This window comes from Rhizobium altiplani (genome assembly GCF_001542405.1).
GTDB lineage: Bacteria > Pseudomonadota > Alphaproteobacteria > Rhizobiales > Rhizobiaceae > Rhizobium > Rhizobium altiplani.
The window spans coordinates 112,756-129,794 of record NZ_LNCD01000124.1; the positions used below are offsets into that span (position 1 = coordinate 112,756).

17 protein-coding genes are annotated in these 17,039 nt (G+C 60.4%); 9 read left to right on the plus strand and 8 right to left on the minus strand.

Annotation, left to right across the window (positions count from 1 at the left end):
* Nucleotides 1–7 precede the first annotated feature (7 nt).
* Nucleotides 8–736 carry an esterase family protein gene (locus AS026_RS30845; RefSeq protein ID WP_062374371.1) on the minus strand — a complete coding sequence of 243 codons (729 nt, stop codon included), beginning with the start codon at nucleotides 734–736 and terminating at the stop codon, nucleotides 8–10.
* Nucleotides 733–1,698, minus strand: coding sequence for an acetylxylan esterase (locus AS026_RS30850; RefSeq protein WP_062374373.1), 966 nt, complete (start codon nucleotides 1,696–1,698; stop codon nucleotides 733–735). The genes AS026_RS30845 and AS026_RS30850 overlap by 4 nt, the downstream gene beginning before the upstream one ends.
* Before the next feature lie 170 nt (nucleotides 1,699–1,868).
* Here AS026_RS30850 and AS026_RS30855 point away from each other — a divergent pair, with 170 nt between their 5' ends.
* The 3 genes from AS026_RS30855 (at nucleotide 1,869) to AS026_RS30865 (ending at nucleotide 6,211) form a co-directional block, all read left to right on the plus strand.
* Nucleotides 1,869–3,242, plus strand: a complete 1,374-nt coding sequence (locus tag AS026_RS30855; RefSeq protein WP_062374499.1) for a GH1 family beta-glucosidase — start codon at nucleotides 1,869–1,871, stop codon at nucleotides 3,240–3,242.
* A 43-nt stretch (nucleotides 3,243–3,285) separates the two neighbouring features.
* Nucleotides 3,286–3,834: an NADPH-dependent FMN reductase gene (locus AS026_RS30860; RefSeq protein WP_018856545.1), complete on the plus strand. Its 549-nt coding sequence runs from the start codon at nucleotides 3,286–3,288 to the stop codon at nucleotides 3,832–3,834.
* 166 nt (nucleotides 3,835–4,000) lie between these two features.
* A complete protein-coding gene (locus tag AS026_RS30865) occupies nucleotides 4,001–6,211 on the plus strand; it encodes a bifunctional diguanylate cyclase/phosphodiesterase (RefSeq protein ID WP_062374376.1) in 2,211 nt (736 codons plus the stop codon).
* Here the strand turns inward: AS026_RS30865 and trhO are convergent, their stop codons facing one another.
* From trhO to AS026_RS30880, 3 genes are read right to left on the minus strand one after another with little or no spacing between them, the layout of a single operon-like run.
* Complete coding sequence (gene trhO, locus AS026_RS30870) at nucleotides 6,212–7,153, minus strand: oxygen-dependent tRNA uridine(34) hydroxylase TrhO (protein ID WP_062374379.1); 942 nt, start codon at nucleotides 7,151–7,153, stop codon at nucleotides 6,212–6,214.
* The gene (locus tag AS026_RS30875; RefSeq protein ID WP_062374381.1) at nucleotides 7,150–8,115 is read right to left on the minus strand and encodes a CHAD domain-containing protein; all 966 of its coding nucleotides are present in this window, start codon (nucleotides 8,113–8,115) and stop codon (nucleotides 7,150–7,152) included. Before AS026_RS30875 ends, trhO begins: the two co-directional genes overlap by 4 nt.
* Nucleotides 8,093–8,581 carry a CYTH domain-containing protein gene (locus AS026_RS30880; protein ID WP_018856550.1) on the minus strand — a complete coding sequence of 163 codons (489 nt, stop codon included), beginning with the start codon at nucleotides 8,579–8,581 and terminating at the stop codon, nucleotides 8,093–8,095. Before AS026_RS30880 ends, AS026_RS30875 begins: the two co-directional genes overlap by 23 nt.
* Before the next feature lie 155 nt (nucleotides 8,582–8,736).
* Between AS026_RS30880 and AS026_RS30885 the strand changes: the two genes are divergently transcribed.
* The 4 genes from AS026_RS30885 (at nucleotide 8,737) to AS026_RS30900 (ending at nucleotide 11,168) form a co-directional block, all read left to right on the plus strand.
* Nucleotides 8,737–9,375, plus strand: coding sequence for a 2-dehydro-3-deoxy-phosphogluconate aldolase (locus AS026_RS30885; protein WP_018856551.1), 639 nt, complete (start codon nucleotides 8,737–8,739; stop codon nucleotides 9,373–9,375).
* 107 nt (nucleotides 9,376–9,482) lie between these two features.
* On the plus strand, nucleotides 9,483–10,193 hold the full coding sequence (locus AS026_RS30890) for a tellurite resistance TerB family protein (RefSeq protein WP_062374383.1): 711 nt from the start codon (nucleotides 9,483–9,485) through the stop codon (nucleotides 10,191–10,193).
* 70 nt (nucleotides 10,194–10,263) lie between these two features.
* Nucleotides 10,264–10,956 (plus strand): GNAT family N-acetyltransferase, encoded by a 693-nt coding sequence (locus tag AS026_RS30895; protein ID WP_025658903.1) that lies wholly within the window; start codon nucleotides 10,264–10,266, stop codon nucleotides 10,954–10,956.
* The gene (locus AS026_RS30900) at nucleotides 10,953–11,168 is read left to right on the plus strand and encodes a hypothetical protein (protein WP_018856554.1); all 216 of its coding nucleotides are present in this window, start codon (nucleotides 10,953–10,955) and stop codon (nucleotides 11,166–11,168) included. Before AS026_RS30895 ends, AS026_RS30900 begins: the two co-directional genes overlap by 4 nt.
* An 11-nt stretch (nucleotides 11,169–11,179) precedes the next feature.
* On the opposite strand, the gene AS026_RS30905 is transcribed toward AS026_RS30900, so the two are convergent.
* The 3 genes from AS026_RS30905 to AS026_RS30915 all read right to left on the minus strand — a co-directional run bounded on the left by AS026_RS30905 (nucleotide 11,180) and on the right by AS026_RS30915 (nucleotide 13,875).
* Complete coding sequence (locus tag AS026_RS30905) at nucleotides 11,180–12,259, minus strand: nickel/cobalt transporter (RefSeq protein ID WP_025658905.1); 1,080 nt, start codon at nucleotides 12,257–12,259, stop codon at nucleotides 11,180–11,182.
* Nucleotides 12,253–12,894: a DUF1007 family protein gene (locus AS026_RS30910; RefSeq protein ID WP_025658906.1), complete on the minus strand. Its 642-nt coding sequence runs from the start codon at nucleotides 12,892–12,894 to the stop codon at nucleotides 12,253–12,255. Before AS026_RS30910 ends, AS026_RS30905 begins: the two co-directional genes overlap by 7 nt.
* A gap of 87 nt (nucleotides 12,895–12,981) precedes the next feature.
* A complete protein-coding gene (locus tag AS026_RS30915) occupies nucleotides 12,982–13,875 on the minus strand; it encodes a LysR family transcriptional regulator (protein WP_018856557.1) in 894 nt (297 codons plus the stop codon).
* A 566-nt stretch (nucleotides 13,876–14,441) separates the two neighbouring features.
* Here AS026_RS30915 and odc2 point away from each other — a divergent pair.
* Nucleotides 14,442–15,575: an ornithine/lysine decarboxylase gene (gene odc2 / locus AS026_RS30920; RefSeq protein ID WP_025658907.1), complete on the plus strand. Its 1,134-nt coding sequence runs from the start codon at nucleotides 14,442–14,444 to the stop codon at nucleotides 15,573–15,575.
* Nucleotides 15,576–15,663: 88 nt separating this feature from the next.
* The gene (locus AS026_RS30925; protein WP_018856560.1) at nucleotides 15,664–16,254 is read left to right on the plus strand and encodes a GNAT family N-acetyltransferase; all 591 of its coding nucleotides are present in this window, start codon (nucleotides 15,664–15,666) and stop codon (nucleotides 16,252–16,254) included.
* Nucleotides 16,255–17,039 lie beyond the last annotated feature (785 nt).

The window sequence follows — 17,039 nt, forward strand, 5'->3', positions numbered from 1 at the left end:
TGCGGGGTCAGATGTAAAGGCCGGCCATCTTGCGCCAGGCGCCTGCCCGGTGAGCGCGGCCTTCCCAGACATGCAGCTGGTGGCCGACCTGCTTCTCCGCCAGCAGCCGGCTGAGGTGATAGTTGTTGTCGAGGAAGGGGTCGGCGTCACCGATGGTCAGGACGATCTCGACCTCGCGCAGCTTATCCAGCTGCCAGCCGCCGTTTAGCCCCGGCAGGGAGTGCGTCGGCGTGTGGAAATAGACCGTGTCGTCGTAATAGCCGTCGAACAGATCGCCGAAGGAGTCGACCCTGATCGTCAGGTCGTAGCGGCCGGAGAAGGCAACCAGCTTGCGGAACAGATGCGGATGCCGGAAGACCAGGCTGGCGGCCTGGAAGGCGCCGAGGCTGCAGCCATGCACGATGGTACACTCATGTCCGTTCTTCGATGCCATCAGCGGCAGGACTTCGTTCAGGATATAGTCTTCGAAGGCCGTGTGGCGGCGGATACGGTCAGCCGGATGCCGGTCGAAGCCGTAGAAGGTCTCTGTGGCCAGCCCCTCGATGCAATAGAGCTGCAGATGGCCGGCTTGCAGCTTGTCGGAAAGGCTGTCGACAACGCCGAGCCTTTCGTATTCCCAGAAACGTCCCTCGCGGGTCGGAAACATCAGGACCTTGGCGCCGGCATGGCCGAACACCAGCAGTTCCATCTCGCGATGCAGGCGTGGACTATGCCAACGCAGATATTCCCGGTTCATAACACCTTGAAGAAATCTCGGACTATCTCGCGCAGAATCGCGTTCTGCTCAGTGCTACCGGGATAATCGAAGTGCCCCGCATCCAATATGAAGGTTTCATTATATTTTGATGTCGGAAGGGCGTTGGCCACCGCGAACTGGCAGGGCGGCGCGACGGCGGGGTCGAAGAGGGCGACGGCTGCGAGCATCGGCACCTCGATCCGGCTTGCGGCACTGGCCGCGTCGAACATCCGCAGGGTCTCGAGAACGCTTCCATGTGTCGTCTGGTATGTCTGCACGGAATCTGCGCTGCCGACGGTCGGAAGCGTCAGCCATAGCTCCCGGTCGCCGAAGGTCGGGACGACGAGGTGGCCGCGATCGATGCGCGGATCGAACGGGATCGCCAGCGCGCCGATGCCGCCGCCGAAGCTGACGCCGCTGTAGCCAATGTGGCCTGAGAGCCATGGATAAAGTGTGAGAAGCGACGAGACGGCAAGCCAGAGATCATCGACGCAGCCGCCGATGATGTAGGTGTTCGGGTTGTCGATACCCTGCAGAACATGCCCCGACGCATCGGCCGGAATGGGCGGGCGGGCGCTGAGCGACAGGCCACGGGCGCAGGGGAAGAAAATGGCAGCTTCCTCGACAGGCAGGTCGAAATCGGGCACATCGCGGCCGCCATAGCCGTGGCCCACCACCAATCCGCGGCGCACCGGCAGCCGCCGTGGCAGGAGCAGCCAGCCGCCGATCTCGAATCCACCGGTCGAGGTGTAGGTGATGTCGAGGACCTGCCAGTCGGGATGCGTCAGGCTGCTCTTTCGAAGCACCGGCTGCGGGTCGGTGGCGATCGCTCGTTCGTATCGGGCCTGCCAGAACGCATCGAACCCCGGCGGCGCTTCGGGCGGAACGATCGCTCGGAGGTCGGCAAGGGTCATGCCGTAGGTGGGGTTAAAGGCGAAGGGGTGTGTGGTGGGAATGCTCATGGGAGGGTTGTTTCGCGAAAGGGCGCGCAATGCAAGGCGGGAGCGCCTGATGCGCAAGGCGCCCCCCGGAATGGCTAACCTGAAACGTTACAGCATTGTCATTTCCACGCTGTACAACATCGGTCCGCTTGGCTAAACCGCCTCTCGAAACCATGAAGAACGGGATTTCCATGATCGATCCGAAGACCCTTGCTGCCCGCTTCCCGGGCGATTTCACGTTCGGCGTTGCGACGGCGGCGTTTCAGATTGAAGGCGCTTCCAAGGCAGACGGCCGCAAGCCCTCCATCTGGGATGCCTTCTGCAACATGCCGGGTCGCGTATTCAACCGCGACAATGGCGATGTCGCCTGCGATCACTATAACAGGCTCGATCAGGACCTCGATCTCATCAAGTCCATGGGCGTCGAAGCCTACCGCTTCTCGATCGCCTGGCCACGCATCATTCCTGATGGTACCGGCCCGGTAAACGAGGCGGGCCTCGATTTCTACGATCGTCTCGTCGATGGCTGCAAGGCGCGTGGCATCAAGACTTTCGCAACACTTTACCATTGGGATCTGCCGCTGCTTCTCGCCGGCGACGGCGGCTGGACGGCGCGCTCGACGGCCTATGCATTCCAGCGCTACGCCAAGACAGTGATGGCCCGCCTCGGCGACCGCCTCGATAGCGTCGCGACCTTCAACGAGCCATGGTGCATCGTCTGGCTCAGCCATCTCTATGGCATTCATGCGCCGGGCGAACGCAATATGCAGGCAGCGCTTCACGCCATGCACCACATGAATCTCGCGCATGGCCTCGGCGTCGAAGCGATCCGCGCGGAAGCGCCCAACGTGCCTGTAGGCCTCGTGCTCAACGCTATGTCCGTCATGCCGGGCTCCGACAGCGCTGCCGACATGGCGGCTGGCGAACGCGCGCACCAGTTCCACAACGGCGCCTTCTTCGATCCGGTCTTCAAGGGCGAGTATCCGAAGGAGTTCCTGGAAGCGCTCGGCGAGCGCATGCCTGTTGTGGAAGAGGGTGATCTCAAGATCATCAATCAGAAGCTCGACTGGTGGGGCCTCAACTATTACACGCCGTTGCGAGTTGCTGATGATCCGGCAAAGAACGGCGACTTCCCCTGGACTGTCGAGGCGCCACGCGTCAGCGACGTGAAGACCGATATCGGCTGGGAAGTGTATGCGCCTGGCCTGAAGAACGTCGTCGAGGATCTCTATCGCCGCTACGAGCTGCCGGAGTGCTACATCACCGAGAACGGCGCCTGCTACAACATGGACGTCGTCAACGGCGAGGTCGACGACCAGCCGCGCCTCGACTATTACAGCGAGCACCTCGATACCGTCGCCGACCTGATCAAGGACGGGTATCCGATGCGCGGCTACTTCGCCTGGAGCCTGATGGACAATTTCGAATGGGCCGAGGGCTACCGGATGCGGTTCGGCCTCGTCCATGTTGATTACGAGACCCAGGTCCGCACGCTAAAGAAGAGCGGCAAGTGGTACAGCGAACTTGCGGCACAGTTCCCGAAGGGCAACCACAAGAGCAGCTGACGAGCGCATGGCGCGAATCGGCGCCGTGGCTTAAACCGTGCGCATGGAAAAGCCGCTCTTCCTCTATGCGCTCTGCGGCAGCCAGCGAAAGGCTTCGACCAATCGCCGGCTGCTCGAAGCCCTGCGGGATAATGCGCCCGCAGGCGTCGTAGTCGAAATCTGCGAGCTGATCGGCGAGCTGCCGATCTTCAACCCGGACCGCGAGGGCGAGAACACGCCAGCGATCGTCGAAGAGTTTGCAGCCAAGATCCGTGCGGCCAACGGCATTATCGTCGCATGTCCGGAATATGCCCATGGCCTGCCCGGGGGATTGAAGAACGCGCTTGATTGGCTCGTTTCCCGCGACGAAGTGCCGTTCAAGCCCGCAATGATTGCGCATGCCTCGCATCGCGGCGATTTCGCCCTCGAGCAGTTGACCGAAGTACTGAAGACGATGTCGCTGCGGCTTGTCGACGAGGCTTTTCTAAAGATCTCGTTGCTTGGCAAGACGGATGGCGGACAATCTGACGTCCTTGCCGAAGCCGTGAAAAGTGGCCTTCTCGTATCTGTGCTTGTAAAATTCTGCGCTGCAATCAATCGCGTTGGCGTCTGACTCATTCCATCAAGCTGCGGAAAACATTGCGTAATCAATGTATTTTCCTGATGCTTTGGGGGCTAGCGGTTATGGCGAAAAAATCGCCGATGATTAATCGTTACATCGATCCCTTAACCGTTTTTTGAGCCCTGGCTGGCAGACTTCCGTGATCGGGGAGCAATGAATGCGGGCAATTTTCGGGGGCAACAGGAAAGTATCGGGCATCGGTCGTCATGCGACGGTCGCCGGCGTGCTTTTCTCCTTTGCCATTGTTGTCGCAATTGTCACGACGCTCGTGTTGAGCGCGCTCGAGCGCGTTGCGGATCGATCCAACGTGCTGGATGACGAGCGCTCCCGTGAAACTGTCTCCGGCGCCCTGAAGACCTTCGAGATGCAGTTGGGCGCGACGCTCAACGATTATGCAGCCTGGGACGATGCCGCGGTGAACGTCTATGCCCCCGATGGCATGGCCTGGACGATCAGCAATTACGGCGAAATGTCGGTCAACAGCTCCCTCTTCGATATGGCAATCGTGATCGATGACGAGAAGAAGTCGATCATGGCCTATCAGGAAGGCAAGCCGATGGAAGGCGCGCTGGACGATTTCTTCTCGCCCGCGCTCTGGTCACTCTTCGACAAGGTGAAAGCGGCGGGCCTGCAGGACAACCCGGAGGCGACAGGTTTCGTCGATACCAAATCCGGTATTGCGGCGGTCGGCGTCGCTCTGGTGCGCGAGAAATCCGGCGCGCTCGATATGCCGGCAGGAAAACATCGCTATCTCATCTTTGCCCGCCACCTAGGTTCCGAGAGGGTGGCCGAACTTGGCGCGACCTATGTGGTCGACGGTTTGAAGCTGGTCGCCCCTGATTTCGAAGCCCCGTATTCGGTGGCGATCGCCGACGCCAAAGCGGCCATGCTCGGCAAGCTCATTTGGCTGTCGCGGGGGCCCGGCGATATCGGCTATGGCGAAGTTCGTCCGATGGTCGTCAAGGCACTCGGACTTGTCGGCTTGTTCTTCATCGTTCTGCTCATCATCGGTTGGCTGGCGCTACGCCGCCTCAAGGCCGAGGAAATCATTGCCCGAGAAGAAGCCAATCGTGACCGGTTGAGCGGCCTGTTGAACCGAGATGGGCTTGGAACCGCGATCGACGCCTTCGTTGCCGAGGCAGCGCAAACGCATCGCAATGTCCTCATCCTCTATCTCGATCTCGACGGCTTCAAGGAAGTCAACGACGCTTATGGTCATGGCACCGGCGATCAGCTGATCCGCGCGGTCGCAGCTGGCCTCAACGTGCTCATTCCTGTGGGCGCCGTGCTCGCCCGCATCGGCGGCGACGAGTTCGCCATAGCCTTTGTCTCCGAAAGTGAGCACGCCGTTGCCCTGCAGCTTTCCGAGCAGATCCTGGACTTCCTCGCAGAACCGCTGGAGATTGGCCGGCGCGTCGTCGTCATCGGTGCAAGCATCGGCATCGCCATGTCGGAGGGTGGTGCGATCGACCGCGAGGAACTGGTGCGCCGGGCTGACCTTGCCATGTACAAGGCCAAGGAAGCCGGCCGTGCACGCATGACGCTTTACGATCCAGCCATGGACGCCGACCGGGCCGAGCGCAATGCGCTGGAACTCGATTTGCGGATGGCGATCGAAGGCGGTGATTTGCAGATTGCCTATCAGCCGCTGATCGATGCTGCGACCCATGAAATGACGGGCGTCGAGGCGTTGGTGCGATGGAACCGCCCGGGTCACGGGCCGGTCTCGCCTGAAGTGTTTATCCCCATTGCGGAAACCAGCGGGCTTATCGAAGCGCTGGGGCTCTTTGTTTTGCGCAAGGCCTGCGAGACAGCCAAGCAATGGCCGGAACTGCGCATCTCGGTCAATGTTTCTCCGGGGCAGTTCCGTAATCCGGCCTTTGTCGACTATGTCCGATACGTGCTGAAGCAGACGGAGATCGAGGCCAAGCGGGTGACCCTTGAAGTCACCGAAGGTTACATGATCCAGAACCCTCAGCGTACCCGGCAGGCGATCGAGCGACTGAAGACACTCGGCGTCAAGGTTGCGCTCGACGACTTCGGCTCGGGCTTTTCTTCCATCGGCTACCTGCGCCAGTTCGGCTTCGACCGCATCAAGATCGACCGCTCGCTGGTCATGGACATCCTGGAAAGCGACAGCCAACGCGAAATGCTGCAGGCGACGGTGGCACTTGCCCGCTCGCTCGACATTCCGGTCACGGCCGAGGGTATCGAGACCGAAGAGCAGGGCATTGCGGTGCGGCTCTTCGGCTGTGATACGTTACAGGGCTACTTCTTTGGCCGGCCGATGCCGGCCGATCAGATCACCGAACGGCTGATGCGGTCGCGCGCGGCAAAGGTCACCACCCGCCGCACCAACGCCGCCTAATCAGGTTCCGATGTGCTTTTGGCCACGCTTCTTGGCGAGCGCGATCTGATGCTGCCGCTGGCGGTAGCGCAGGCGGTCGTCTTCGCTGCGCGTGCTGTAGCAGTTGCTGCAGGAAACGCCTTCCTCGTAGTGAGGTGAGGTGATCTCCTCAGCTGTTATCGGATTGCGGCAGGCGTGGCAAAGCTTGTGTTCGCCTTCCTTTAGGCCATGCTCGACCGAGACGCGCTCGTCGAAGACGAAGCAGGCGCCATCCCAGAGGCTTTCTTCCTGCGGGACTTCCTCGAGATACTTCAGGATGCCGCCCTTGAGGTGATAGACCTCCTCGAAGCCCTGCTCCTTCATGAAGGCGGTTGCCTTCTCGCAGCGGATGCCGCCGGTGCAATACATGGCGATCTTCGGCTTGTTGTGCAGGCCGGTATTGTTGCGCACCCAGTCCGGAAACTCGCGGAAGGTCTTCGTATTCGGGTCAACAGCACCGCGGAAGATGCCGATTGCCGTCTCATAGTCGTTGCGCGTGTCGATGACGATCGTATCGGGATCGGAGATCAGCGCATTCCAGTCCTCCGGCGCGACATAGGTGCCGACCACCTTGTTCGGATCGATGTTCTCGACGCCCATGGTGACGATCTCTTTCTTGAGCTTCACCTTCATGCGCAGGAATGGCATCTTCGATGCGTGGCTTTCCTTGTGCTCGAGCGCGGCAAATTCCGGCTGCGCGCACAGGTAGGCGAGCACTGTCTTGATGCCCGCGTCCGGTCCGGCGATCGTGCCGTTGATCCCCTCGTGCGCCAGAAGCAGCGTACCCTTCACGCCATTGTCTTCGCAAAGTGCCTGCAGCGGCTCGCGCAGGCTTTCGAAGCGCGGCACGGAAACAAAATGGTAAAGCGCCGCGACGAGAAAAGGGCTCGCCGCTGCCGTCGGTTGGGTCAGCGTGTCTGTCATGCGGCTGGAAATACAGGTTTCGGCCCGCGAACGCAATCGGCGGGATCGTCGCGGTTAGCAACGGCCCTCCAGAGCAGCGCGATCCGGTCCGATTCCTTGTCATAATCTTTCGGGAACACATCCTCGGCACGGTCCAGCGCTGCATTCCGATCTTCCTGCTGGCGGAAGATGATGGCGTCGAGCAGACGGGCGAGATCGTCGGCACTCGGAAAAAAGTGCGGCTCTGCCTCGACGAGTTCGCAGAGCACATCGAGATCGTGGACGTGACCGAGCAGATCAACGAGTTGGCTGGCCGCTTCGTACTTCGCCTTCATTGCCGTCGGCCACAGGGAGCGGAGAAGAGTGTGATAGGCGCGGTAGTCCTGCGTCCGTTTGCGCAATGTATGGAAGGTTTCCGCCGAGGCTTCGTCATGACAGGAGGCAATTGCTTTCTGCGCTCCGCGGACGGTTTTTCGCCAGCCTTTGGCGATCAGTCGCGCATTCCTGCTCTGACGGCCGTTGAACTCGATTGTGTCGAGCGCGGCGATGGCCTCCCCAAGCATGCCGGGTATTTCCGATAGCCGCTGCTCCAGGCCGCTCTCGGCGGCCCCAAGCATACGATCGCGGCGCATCTCGAGTGCAGAGACGATGCGCTCGAGTGTCTCACCCTCCTCGGCATCGCGCGCGTTCTCCTTCAGGTAGACGGCAGTGTCGATCAGCGCCGCGGCATCACGGATTGTGGAGACGGATTTGGCGACGTCGCGGAGCCTGGCGTTCTCCCGCTCGCGAAAGGCCGGGATGTCCCTGGCGACGAGGCGATAGAGCGAGCGAACGCGTTTCAGGTTCTTGCGGAAGTCATGGATGGCCTCGTGCGTGCCATTCGGCCTCTCTTCAATAATGTCTATCGCCTCTCGCAGGTGGCCAGCGGCCGCTCTACGAAATTCGTCTGTGAGATGGTGGTCAGGCCGTATGCGAAAAGGCATGCCTATCGTGCTCGAATTCGGTGGCAAGGGCCTGATTTGAGTAGCGGAAATCACCTGTAACTTCACGGCCGATCCAGGCGGGCAGCGTTGGATTGTCGTCTTCCGAATCCATTTCGACTTCTGCGATTACCAGTCCGTGGTGCTCGCCGGCGAAGACATCGACCTCCCAGACAAAACCATCATGGGGGACGCGGTGGCGCGTCTTCTCGATGACAATGCCGACTGCCTCCTTCAAGAGCTCTTCAGCGTCGCCAACAGGGATATCGTACTCGAATTCGTCGCGCGTCATCGTGCTGCGGCCTATCTTGACCGTCAGCCGTGCTTTCTTGTCATCCAGCACACGAATGCGGACCGATCGGTCGTCCATGGAGGCAATGTAGCCCTGCCGTAGCTTCGATTTCGTCTCGGCTTCGGAACGCCATGCATCGCTGCGTACTAGAAACTTCCGCTCGATTTCTTTCGCCATTTCCGATGACCTTTTGTGACGATTTTATTACGCTAGCCTAATTTTCCCGCTATGGGTACCCATTCTGTTACGAGGATAGGTTTTGTCTCGACAAAGCGCACCCTTGGAGGTATTTCGAGACCCGAATTCAATCGTTTCAAAAGGATCACGCGGCCATGGGCGAAAAGACAGAAAAGCTCCTTTCCATCCTGAAACTTCAGCCTGTTGTACCGGTTCTGATCGTCGATGACGTCAAGTCCGCGGTTTCGCTGGCGCGTGCTCTTGTCGCAGGCGGCCTGAAGGCGATCGAAATCACCATGCGCACGCCAGCCGCCCTCGATGCCGTTCGCGCCGTTGCCGACGAGGTCGAAGGCGCTGAGGTGGGTGCCGGCACCATTCTCAACGCCGCCCATTGGGATGCCGCGGTCGCTGCCGGCTCGAAATTCGTCGTCAGCCCGGGCGCGACGCAGGAGCTGCTGGATGCGGCCCGCAATTCCTCCGTTCCGCTGCTGCCGGGTGCTGCAACCGCAAGCGAGGTCATGGCGCTGCGCGAGGAAGGCTACAAGGTGCTGAAGTTCTTCCCGGCAGAACAGGCTGGCGGCGCTGCCTATCTCAAGGCGCTGTCCTCGCCGCTCGCAGGTACAGTCTTCTGCCCGACCGGCGGCATCTCGCTGAAGAATGCGATGGATTACCTGTCGCTGCCGAACGTTATCTGCGTCGGCGGCTCCTGGGTGGCTCCGAAGGAATTGGTTGCTGCGGGCGATTGGGCCGGCATCACCAAGCTCGCGTCGGAAGCCGCTGCACTGAAGGCTTGATTCCAGGATAAACGGCATTTCATGCAGGCGGAATTTCCGCCTGCATTTGTATTTTGGGCGTCAGCACCTATCTCCCATTTGGCCTCTAGACAGGGAGATGATGAGGAATGATCGACGCGAAGAAGCTTCTTGAGCAGTTTCTGGGTTCGCAGGTGCCGGGTGTCGGCGGTACCGTCAAGGACCGGGCGGGCGACGCGATCCAGATGGCCAAGGACAATCCGTGGAAAGCCGGTGCGCTGGCAACCGTTCTGCTCGGGACCAAGGCTGGACGCAGCATTGCCGGCAATGCGCTTACTATCGGCGGTCTCGCTGCGATCGCCGGTCTCGGCTATCAGGCCTATAAGAATTATCAGGCAGGGCAGGCGCCGGCCACTCCTTCCGATGCGCCCCCACCAAGGACGGCCGTGCTGCCGCCCCCCGCCGACTCCGGCTTCGGCACCGGTTCCCCCACCCAAAGCAACGAATTCGTCCTCGTTCTCATCCGCGCCATGATCGCCGCGGCCAAGGCCGATGGCCATGTCAACGATGACGAACGCGCCCTCATCCTCGAGAAGATCAGGGCCGCGGATGTCGCCGCCGAAGCCGCCTTCTTCATCGAACGGGAGTTGTCGCAGCCGACGGATCTCGACGCACTGGTTGCCGCCGCCGAGACTGAGGAGCAGCGGGTGGAGCTCTACACCGCGTCACGCCTGACCATTGAGCCGGATTCGCGCGCCGAGCGCGGCTATCTCGACCTGCTGGCTGGTCGCCTTGGCCTTCCCGATGCTTTGGTCGACCACATCGAGGCGACGGTGTCCTCCGCCAAGGTCAGCCTCTAAAAGCATCATTCGGCCAGTTGCCTTTCCCAGGCGGCTGGCCTAAGCCATGTCTCCTTACCCGGAGGAGCGTATGCGCGATCTATCGAATTTCAAGGGCTGTCCGGCACCCCAGCCGGTGACCCTCAGGGGGCGTTTTGTCACCGTCGAACCCTATGTCCGCGAGCAGCATCTGCAGGCGTTGTGGGACGGACTTGGCGGCATGGCCATCAATCCCTTGCTGCGCTACTTCTCGCAGCCCGATTTTACAGGTACCGAGGACTTCGCCGCCTGGCTTCAGTCGGTCGCCAAATCGGGTTGGCTGACGCATGTCTTCCGAGACAACAGCTCCGGCAAGATCGTCGGCATGGCGAACTACATGCGGGCCGATCCGGCCAATGGCGTGGTCGAGGTCGGCGGCGTCGCGCACGGTGCCGACATGAAGCGCTCGCCGCTCTCCACCGAAGTTCACTATCTGATGGCCAAGCATGTCTTCGAGGATCTCGGTTACCGGCGCTACGAGTGGAAATGCGACAATCTGAACGAGGCGAGCAAGACGACGGCGGCCCGCTACGGTTTCACCTACGAAGGCGTGTTCCGCCAGCACATGATTTCCAAGGGCCGCAATCGCGATACGGCCTGGTTTTCGATGCTCGATTCCGAATGGCCTGTCCTCAACGCAGCGTTCGAGGCCTGGCTGTCTCCCAGCAATTTTGATGCAGACGGCAAGCAGAAGCGGCGGCTGGAGGAAATCCGCGCCGAGCTGACCAAGGAATCGGCAGAGTGACGGATCCGAGATCGGAAGGCCGTTCGCAGGCAATTGCGGCGGCCATCATCCTTATGGCCGCCGGCCTCGTGCTCTATTTCATGCCGGCCATCATTCTCGCACTTGGCAGCTACTCGCCGTATCTGGCGGCTGGTGTCGGCGCGTGCCTGGTTCTGGCTTTTTTCGTCGTCTTCTGGCTGAGGGCGCGATATCAGCGCCAGCGCGGTAAATAGCGCCGTAGGCTCTAGCCCTGTAGCGAGGCGCCGAGCAGCAGTGCGCCCATGGCAATCACCAGCAGGGCGCCTAGGATTTCGATCGTATTCCCAATCCACACCGACGCGGCTGAGCCGCGCCCGGCGAGGCGCATCGCAGTGCCCTTGGCAGTGACCGCGAGCGTTGCCAGCATCGCGACCGTTATCGCGGTGCCAAGCGACATCGCGATCACCGATAGCACGCCGCCGAGATAGAGGCCGTTCAGCAGCGAGAATGTCATGACCAGCAGCGCGCCGGAGCAGGGGCGTAAGCCAACGGCGATGATGGCCGACCAGGCTTCGCGGACATTGAACTTCTCGGCCTTGAGCAGGGACGGATCGGGCATGTGCGATTGGCCGCAGGTCTCGCAGGCCATGCCGGCAATGAACTTGTGCCCGGCTCTGAGCGCCTGTGCTTCACCGAAGGCGAAGCTCGAACCTTGCTTCTGCGCTGCATTGTCCTGCCAGTCCAGCATCATGCTGACGGGGCCAGACGACGTTGCCATGACCTCACGGCGTGGCATGCCTGCAATGATCCCCCGCAGCTTGCGGAACAACAGCCAGCAACCGAAGAGGATGACCAGGATGAAGCTGGCGATCTCCATCGCCTGCGTCGCGGCCGTCAGGGTTATGCCGGTGCCGCGCAGCACCAGCCATGCGCCGCCGACAAGTGCGATTGCGACAAATCCCTGGAGGAAGGCGGAGACGAAGGAGATGGATACGCCGCGTTTCAGCTCGATCTCATTGGCGATCATGTAGGAGGAGATAACAGCCTTACCGTGCCCGGGGCCGGCGGCGTGAAAGACGCCATAGGCGAAGGAGAGGCCGATCAGCGCCCAGAGATGCCAGGAATCCGCACGCATGGCTCGCAGCGCACCCGTCAGGGCACGATAGAAGGCCTGCTGCTGTGCATTGACATAGAGGAGGAGGGGAGCAAGCGGGCCGCCCGTCGGCTGGAAGCTCGGTTCCGATGTGCCGATGCCGAGCGGCGACTGCGCATGCGCAACGGCCATGCCCGCGACCAGCACGAATGCGGCGCCGAGCGCAATCGGCCGAAGCCGGTGTCTCAGCATGTGAGATCCAGTCGCGTCGCGAAGAGCTTCGACATGTTCGTCCCCGTCGGGTCGTTGAAGAAAGCGTCGGTCAAGGACTGCTTGTTCTCGGCGATCACCTGGTCGGCATCGGGACGGACGACCTGGTGCTTGCAACTTTTGAACCCGTCGCCGACCAGAACCAGCTCGTTGTCGGTCGGGAAGTCGATCGAGGTGTAGAGCGTCGGGTCGTAGACACCGAAGGTAAGGCCTCCCTTGAGCGGCATCTTTTCTGCCGGCTTGACGGCGAAGAACATCAGCAACTGACCCTGTTTGTAGTCCACATGGATCAGGTCGGGCTTCTCGACCTTTATATTCTTACCGTTCATCGTAAGGTTCATGTAGTAGTCGTAGTCGACCAGCGAATCCCGCACGGTCTTGCCGACCTCGGCCAGCTCGTTCGGGTCCAGCTTCAGATCGGTGTTCTTGTCGAAATCCATCACGACGGACGACGAGAAGACCTCGTCGAAGCGCCAGACGTTGCGCAGTTCAGCAACGTTGCCGTCGTCATCGGCGACGACCTCCAGCCGCGCTTCGACAAACACATGCGGGTGTGCAAAGGCTGCAGCTGGCAAAAGCGACAGGAGCGACGCCATCAGGAATGTCGATTTCTTCATGCGTGCTCTTACTGCGGGATCCCAAACTCACCTGATTCCTCGCCAGTAAATGGGACGGAATTGGGACCGGCCCCAGACGGGAAGCGGTCAGGAATGCTTCTTGAACCAATTGTGAAGGTAGTCGACGAAGATGCGGACCTTGGCCGGCAAGTAGCGGCGATGGGGGTAGACGGCATAGATACCGCGATCGGTCGGAATGTAATCGTTGAACAGCGTCACCAGCTCGCCGCTCTCGATCGGCTTGCGGGCGATGAAATCGGGAATCAGCGCGACGCCGATGCCTGACAGTGCGGCGCGCAGCGTCGCATGTGGGCTGTTGACCTCCATGGGGCCTGTCACCGCAACGGCAAAAGATGTGCTGTCCGGATTGTAGAAGCGAATGCTGCCCTGGCTGCGCGAGTTGGTGTCGACGATGAAGGGGACGTTCGACAGATCCGATGGGTGGGCAAGATCCGGATGGCGCTCCACGAAGTCGGGTGTCGCGCAAAGATGGACGCGGAAATCCGAGATCTTGCGGGCGATCATGCCGGAGTCCTCGAGCTTGGTCACGCGAATGGCGACATCGAAGCCTTCTTCGATGAGATCGACGAATCGGTCGTCCGCGGCGATCTCCAGCGCGAGATCCGGGTTTTCCTTGGCGAAGTCGATCAGCGACTGGCCGACCTCGGCATCGACGAAGGTGCGTGGCACCGAGACCTTCAGTCGGCCCTTCAGTTGGGCGTTATTCTCGCGCACGAGATCGGCGAGGTTGTCGATCTCCTTCAGGATGTCGGATGCCGTGCGGTAGTAGGTATGACCGGCCTCGGTCATGGAGAATTGGCGGGTCGTCCGGTTCAGCAGCAGGGCGCCGAGTTCGTCCTCCAATTCACGCACATATTTCGACAAAAGCGCCTTGGAGCGGCCGGTGCGCCTCGCCGCAGCCGAAAAGCCTTCTGCTTCAACGACATCGATGAAGGCGCGGATGCGGGTGAGGGTGTCCATGACGATCTCCTGAAAAAGCGCAGAACCACCATTCAAATCAGTCGGTTGCGGGCCGTTTTACCACGTTGAACAAATTGCGGTGTATTGTTCAAATATTTTCTGCCGGGAGATGCGAAAAAACCGCTTGATTATGACGGCGAATATTCCTATCTCGTGGTCAGCCCAAAGTCGCACGTGCCCATGGGTGTCCGCCGAACCCTCGAATTGGTGAGGAAATCGGTAAGGTACCTGGAATTAACCCCTCCAGTCGCTATTCTGGCCAACCGGAAAATGCGAGGACGCCTGAAGCAACGACGGTGCGGGCCTTTTTGTTCTCTCCCTGCTTTCCATCAGCGGGGGTTACTGAAGAGGCACACCTTCATTGCCGGAAGTGCGGTAGGGAACTCCCTCCAATCCATGGCAGACAAAGCCGGATCCATGTCGCTTTCGCGGCGTTGATCCATCATTTGCGCTATCAAGCGCTTGCTAAGGTTCCGGGGTCTCCACCGGCTGGTTCCTATGCGAGCGATTGATTGCCCTTTGTCCTCCGGTTTTCCGGAGCTCTGGAATTGGAAGAGGGAATCGATATGACCACCCAGCGCATCCGCGACTTTCTCGCAACCCGACGTCCCGACGGTCCCTGCCTCGTGGTTGACCTCGACGTCGTGCGCGATAATTTCTCTGCTTTCCGTCACGCCATGCCGGACAGCGCGATCTACTACGCCGTCAAGGCAAACCCGGCTCCGGAAGTCCTGAAGCTGCTCGCCGACATGGGCTCGAGCTTCGATTGCGCGTCAGTCGCTGAAATCGAAATGGCGCTCAATGCCGGTGCAACCGCTGCCCGTATTTCCTTCGGCAACACGATCAAGAAGGAACGCGACGTTGCCCGCGCGCATGCGCTCGGCGTCAGCCTCTTTGCGGTCGACAGCCACGAGGAAGTCGAGAAGATCTCGCGTGCCGCTCCCGGCGCCCGCGTGTTCTGCCGCGTCCTGACGGATGGTGAAGGTGCTGAATGGCCGCTGTCGCGCAAGTTCGGCTGCGTCCCGCAGATGGCTGTGGACGTTCTCGTCTACGCGCATCAGCTCGGCCTCGAGTCCTACGGTGTGTCGTTCCACGTCGGTTCGCAGATGACCAAGGTCGATGCCTGGGATTCGGCTCTCGCCGACGCCAAGCGCGTCTTCGTTCAGCTGGCCAAGCAGGGCATCCACCTGCAGATGGTCAACATGGGCGGCGGCTTCCCGACCAAGTATCTGCGTGATGTTCCGTCGGCGGAAGCTTACGGTCGTGCGATCTACCAGAGCCTACGTGACCACTTCGGCAACAACCTGCCGAAGACGATCATCGAGCCGGGCCGTGGCATGGTCGGCAACGCCGGTGTCATCAAGACTGAGGTCGTGCTGATCTCGAAGAAGTCGGACAACGACGCAGCCCGCTGGGTGTTCCTCGACATCGGCAAGTTCGGCGGTCTCGCCGAGACGATGGACGAAGCCATTCGTTACCCGATCCGGACCGAGCGCGACGGCGACGAAATGGAGCCTTGCGTGATTGCCGGCCCGACCTGCGATTCCGCAGACGTGCTCTACGAGAAGAATCTTTATCCGCTGCCGATCTCCCTTTCGATTGGCGACGAGATCCTGATCGAAGGCACCGGGGCCTACACAACCACCTACTCGGCGGTCGCGTTCAACGGCTTCGAGCCGTTGAAGGCCTACGTCATCTAATATTGCCAGCCCCGTAGCCAGCCGGGGCGGCATTCTCACAATTCATATCAATCGCCGCTCATATCGGTTTTGGGTACGGGAGGCCACGATGGCCGCTGTTCTTGATTCTGTCCGCGCATTTTTTGCGCCTTCTGTCTTTACCATCGACGCCGAGAACGCTGGCGACGTCGTGGCTCGCGAAAACCTGCTGGATCGTGCCATGGGCGCGAACCGCCGCAAGAAGTCGTCGGAAAAGATCCGCCGTGGCCGTGTGCCGGCTGAAGGCCTGGCGCTGGTTGCACGCGATCGCGACGGCCATGTCATCGGCACCGTGCGCCTGTGGAACGTCGAGGCCGGCGTCAACGCCGAAGGCACGCCGATCAACGCGCTGCTGCTCGGGCCGCTGGCGGTTGATGCGAGCTTCGAGGGCAAGGGCGTCGGTTCGGCGCTGATGCGCGCCGCCATGCTGGAAGCGAAGAACCGTGGGCATGGCGCGATCCTGCTCGTCGGCGATGCCCCTTACTACGAGCGTTTCGGTTTTTTTTCCGGGAAGGCTCAACATCTCGTCATGCCGGGTCCCTTCGAACGCTCGCGCTTCCTGGCGCTGGAGCTCATCGAGGGATGGCTTGACGGTGCGGCCGGCATGATCGTCCCCTCGGGGCGGATGCTGGCAAGCGCCCCGGTCCGCAGGGCGGCGTGATCGGCAAGGCCTCTCCCCTGATGGGGAGGGGCCTTTTGTTTTCTCGTTTTTCGGAAATCAAGTTTAGGAGGCGCCGGAAAACCGGACGAACGCTTAGCCAAAACTTTTATGACTGCGTGCCCCCTCAGGCTTCAATTATTTGACGACGCTTGTGTCGACCAATTGAGTTCCGGCAGTCTGAACGACATTTTCAGGTATAGCGGCGATGAAGAACATCGTGAAAGCATAAACCGCGAATATAGTCGCTGCGGCAGTGGCCCTTAGAATCATTCATGCACTCCTATTCTCAGGAGTTCAATGTGGGCTCAAAAAGTGGCTTTCCAAAGAGTTTTCTGAACGCCAGATGAACAAAAAACTGTGAGAGCAAAAATTAATGATATTTTAGCAACACCTGAGTTTCGCCCCAAAGTGGGCGAAATTCCTGATTTGTTCTCACGAATTTGCAATTATTTCAAGCATATAGATGAAAGTTTGGGCATTGGTTTTCCTCGCTGGCGCGTGGTCGCCCTATAATCTCCTCGTCATCTGGCAGGGAGCCGGGTTCATGAACCGGTCCGCCTTCCGTTCATATTTCGGCGCTCGATGATGGTTGCCGAGGCTGGGTCGGATACCGTCAGGGTTGAAGATCCATCGGGGAATCGGGATCGGGAGGCGCTCCTGTCGAACTTGAGAAGCCGGAAAGCTCGCCGCAATCGGGCAGGCGATGCAGCCTGACATCCCATTCCGCTACCCCAAATCGCCTGCCCACTCCTATCGAGAAAACCGTCACGAAGCATGGCTTCGCG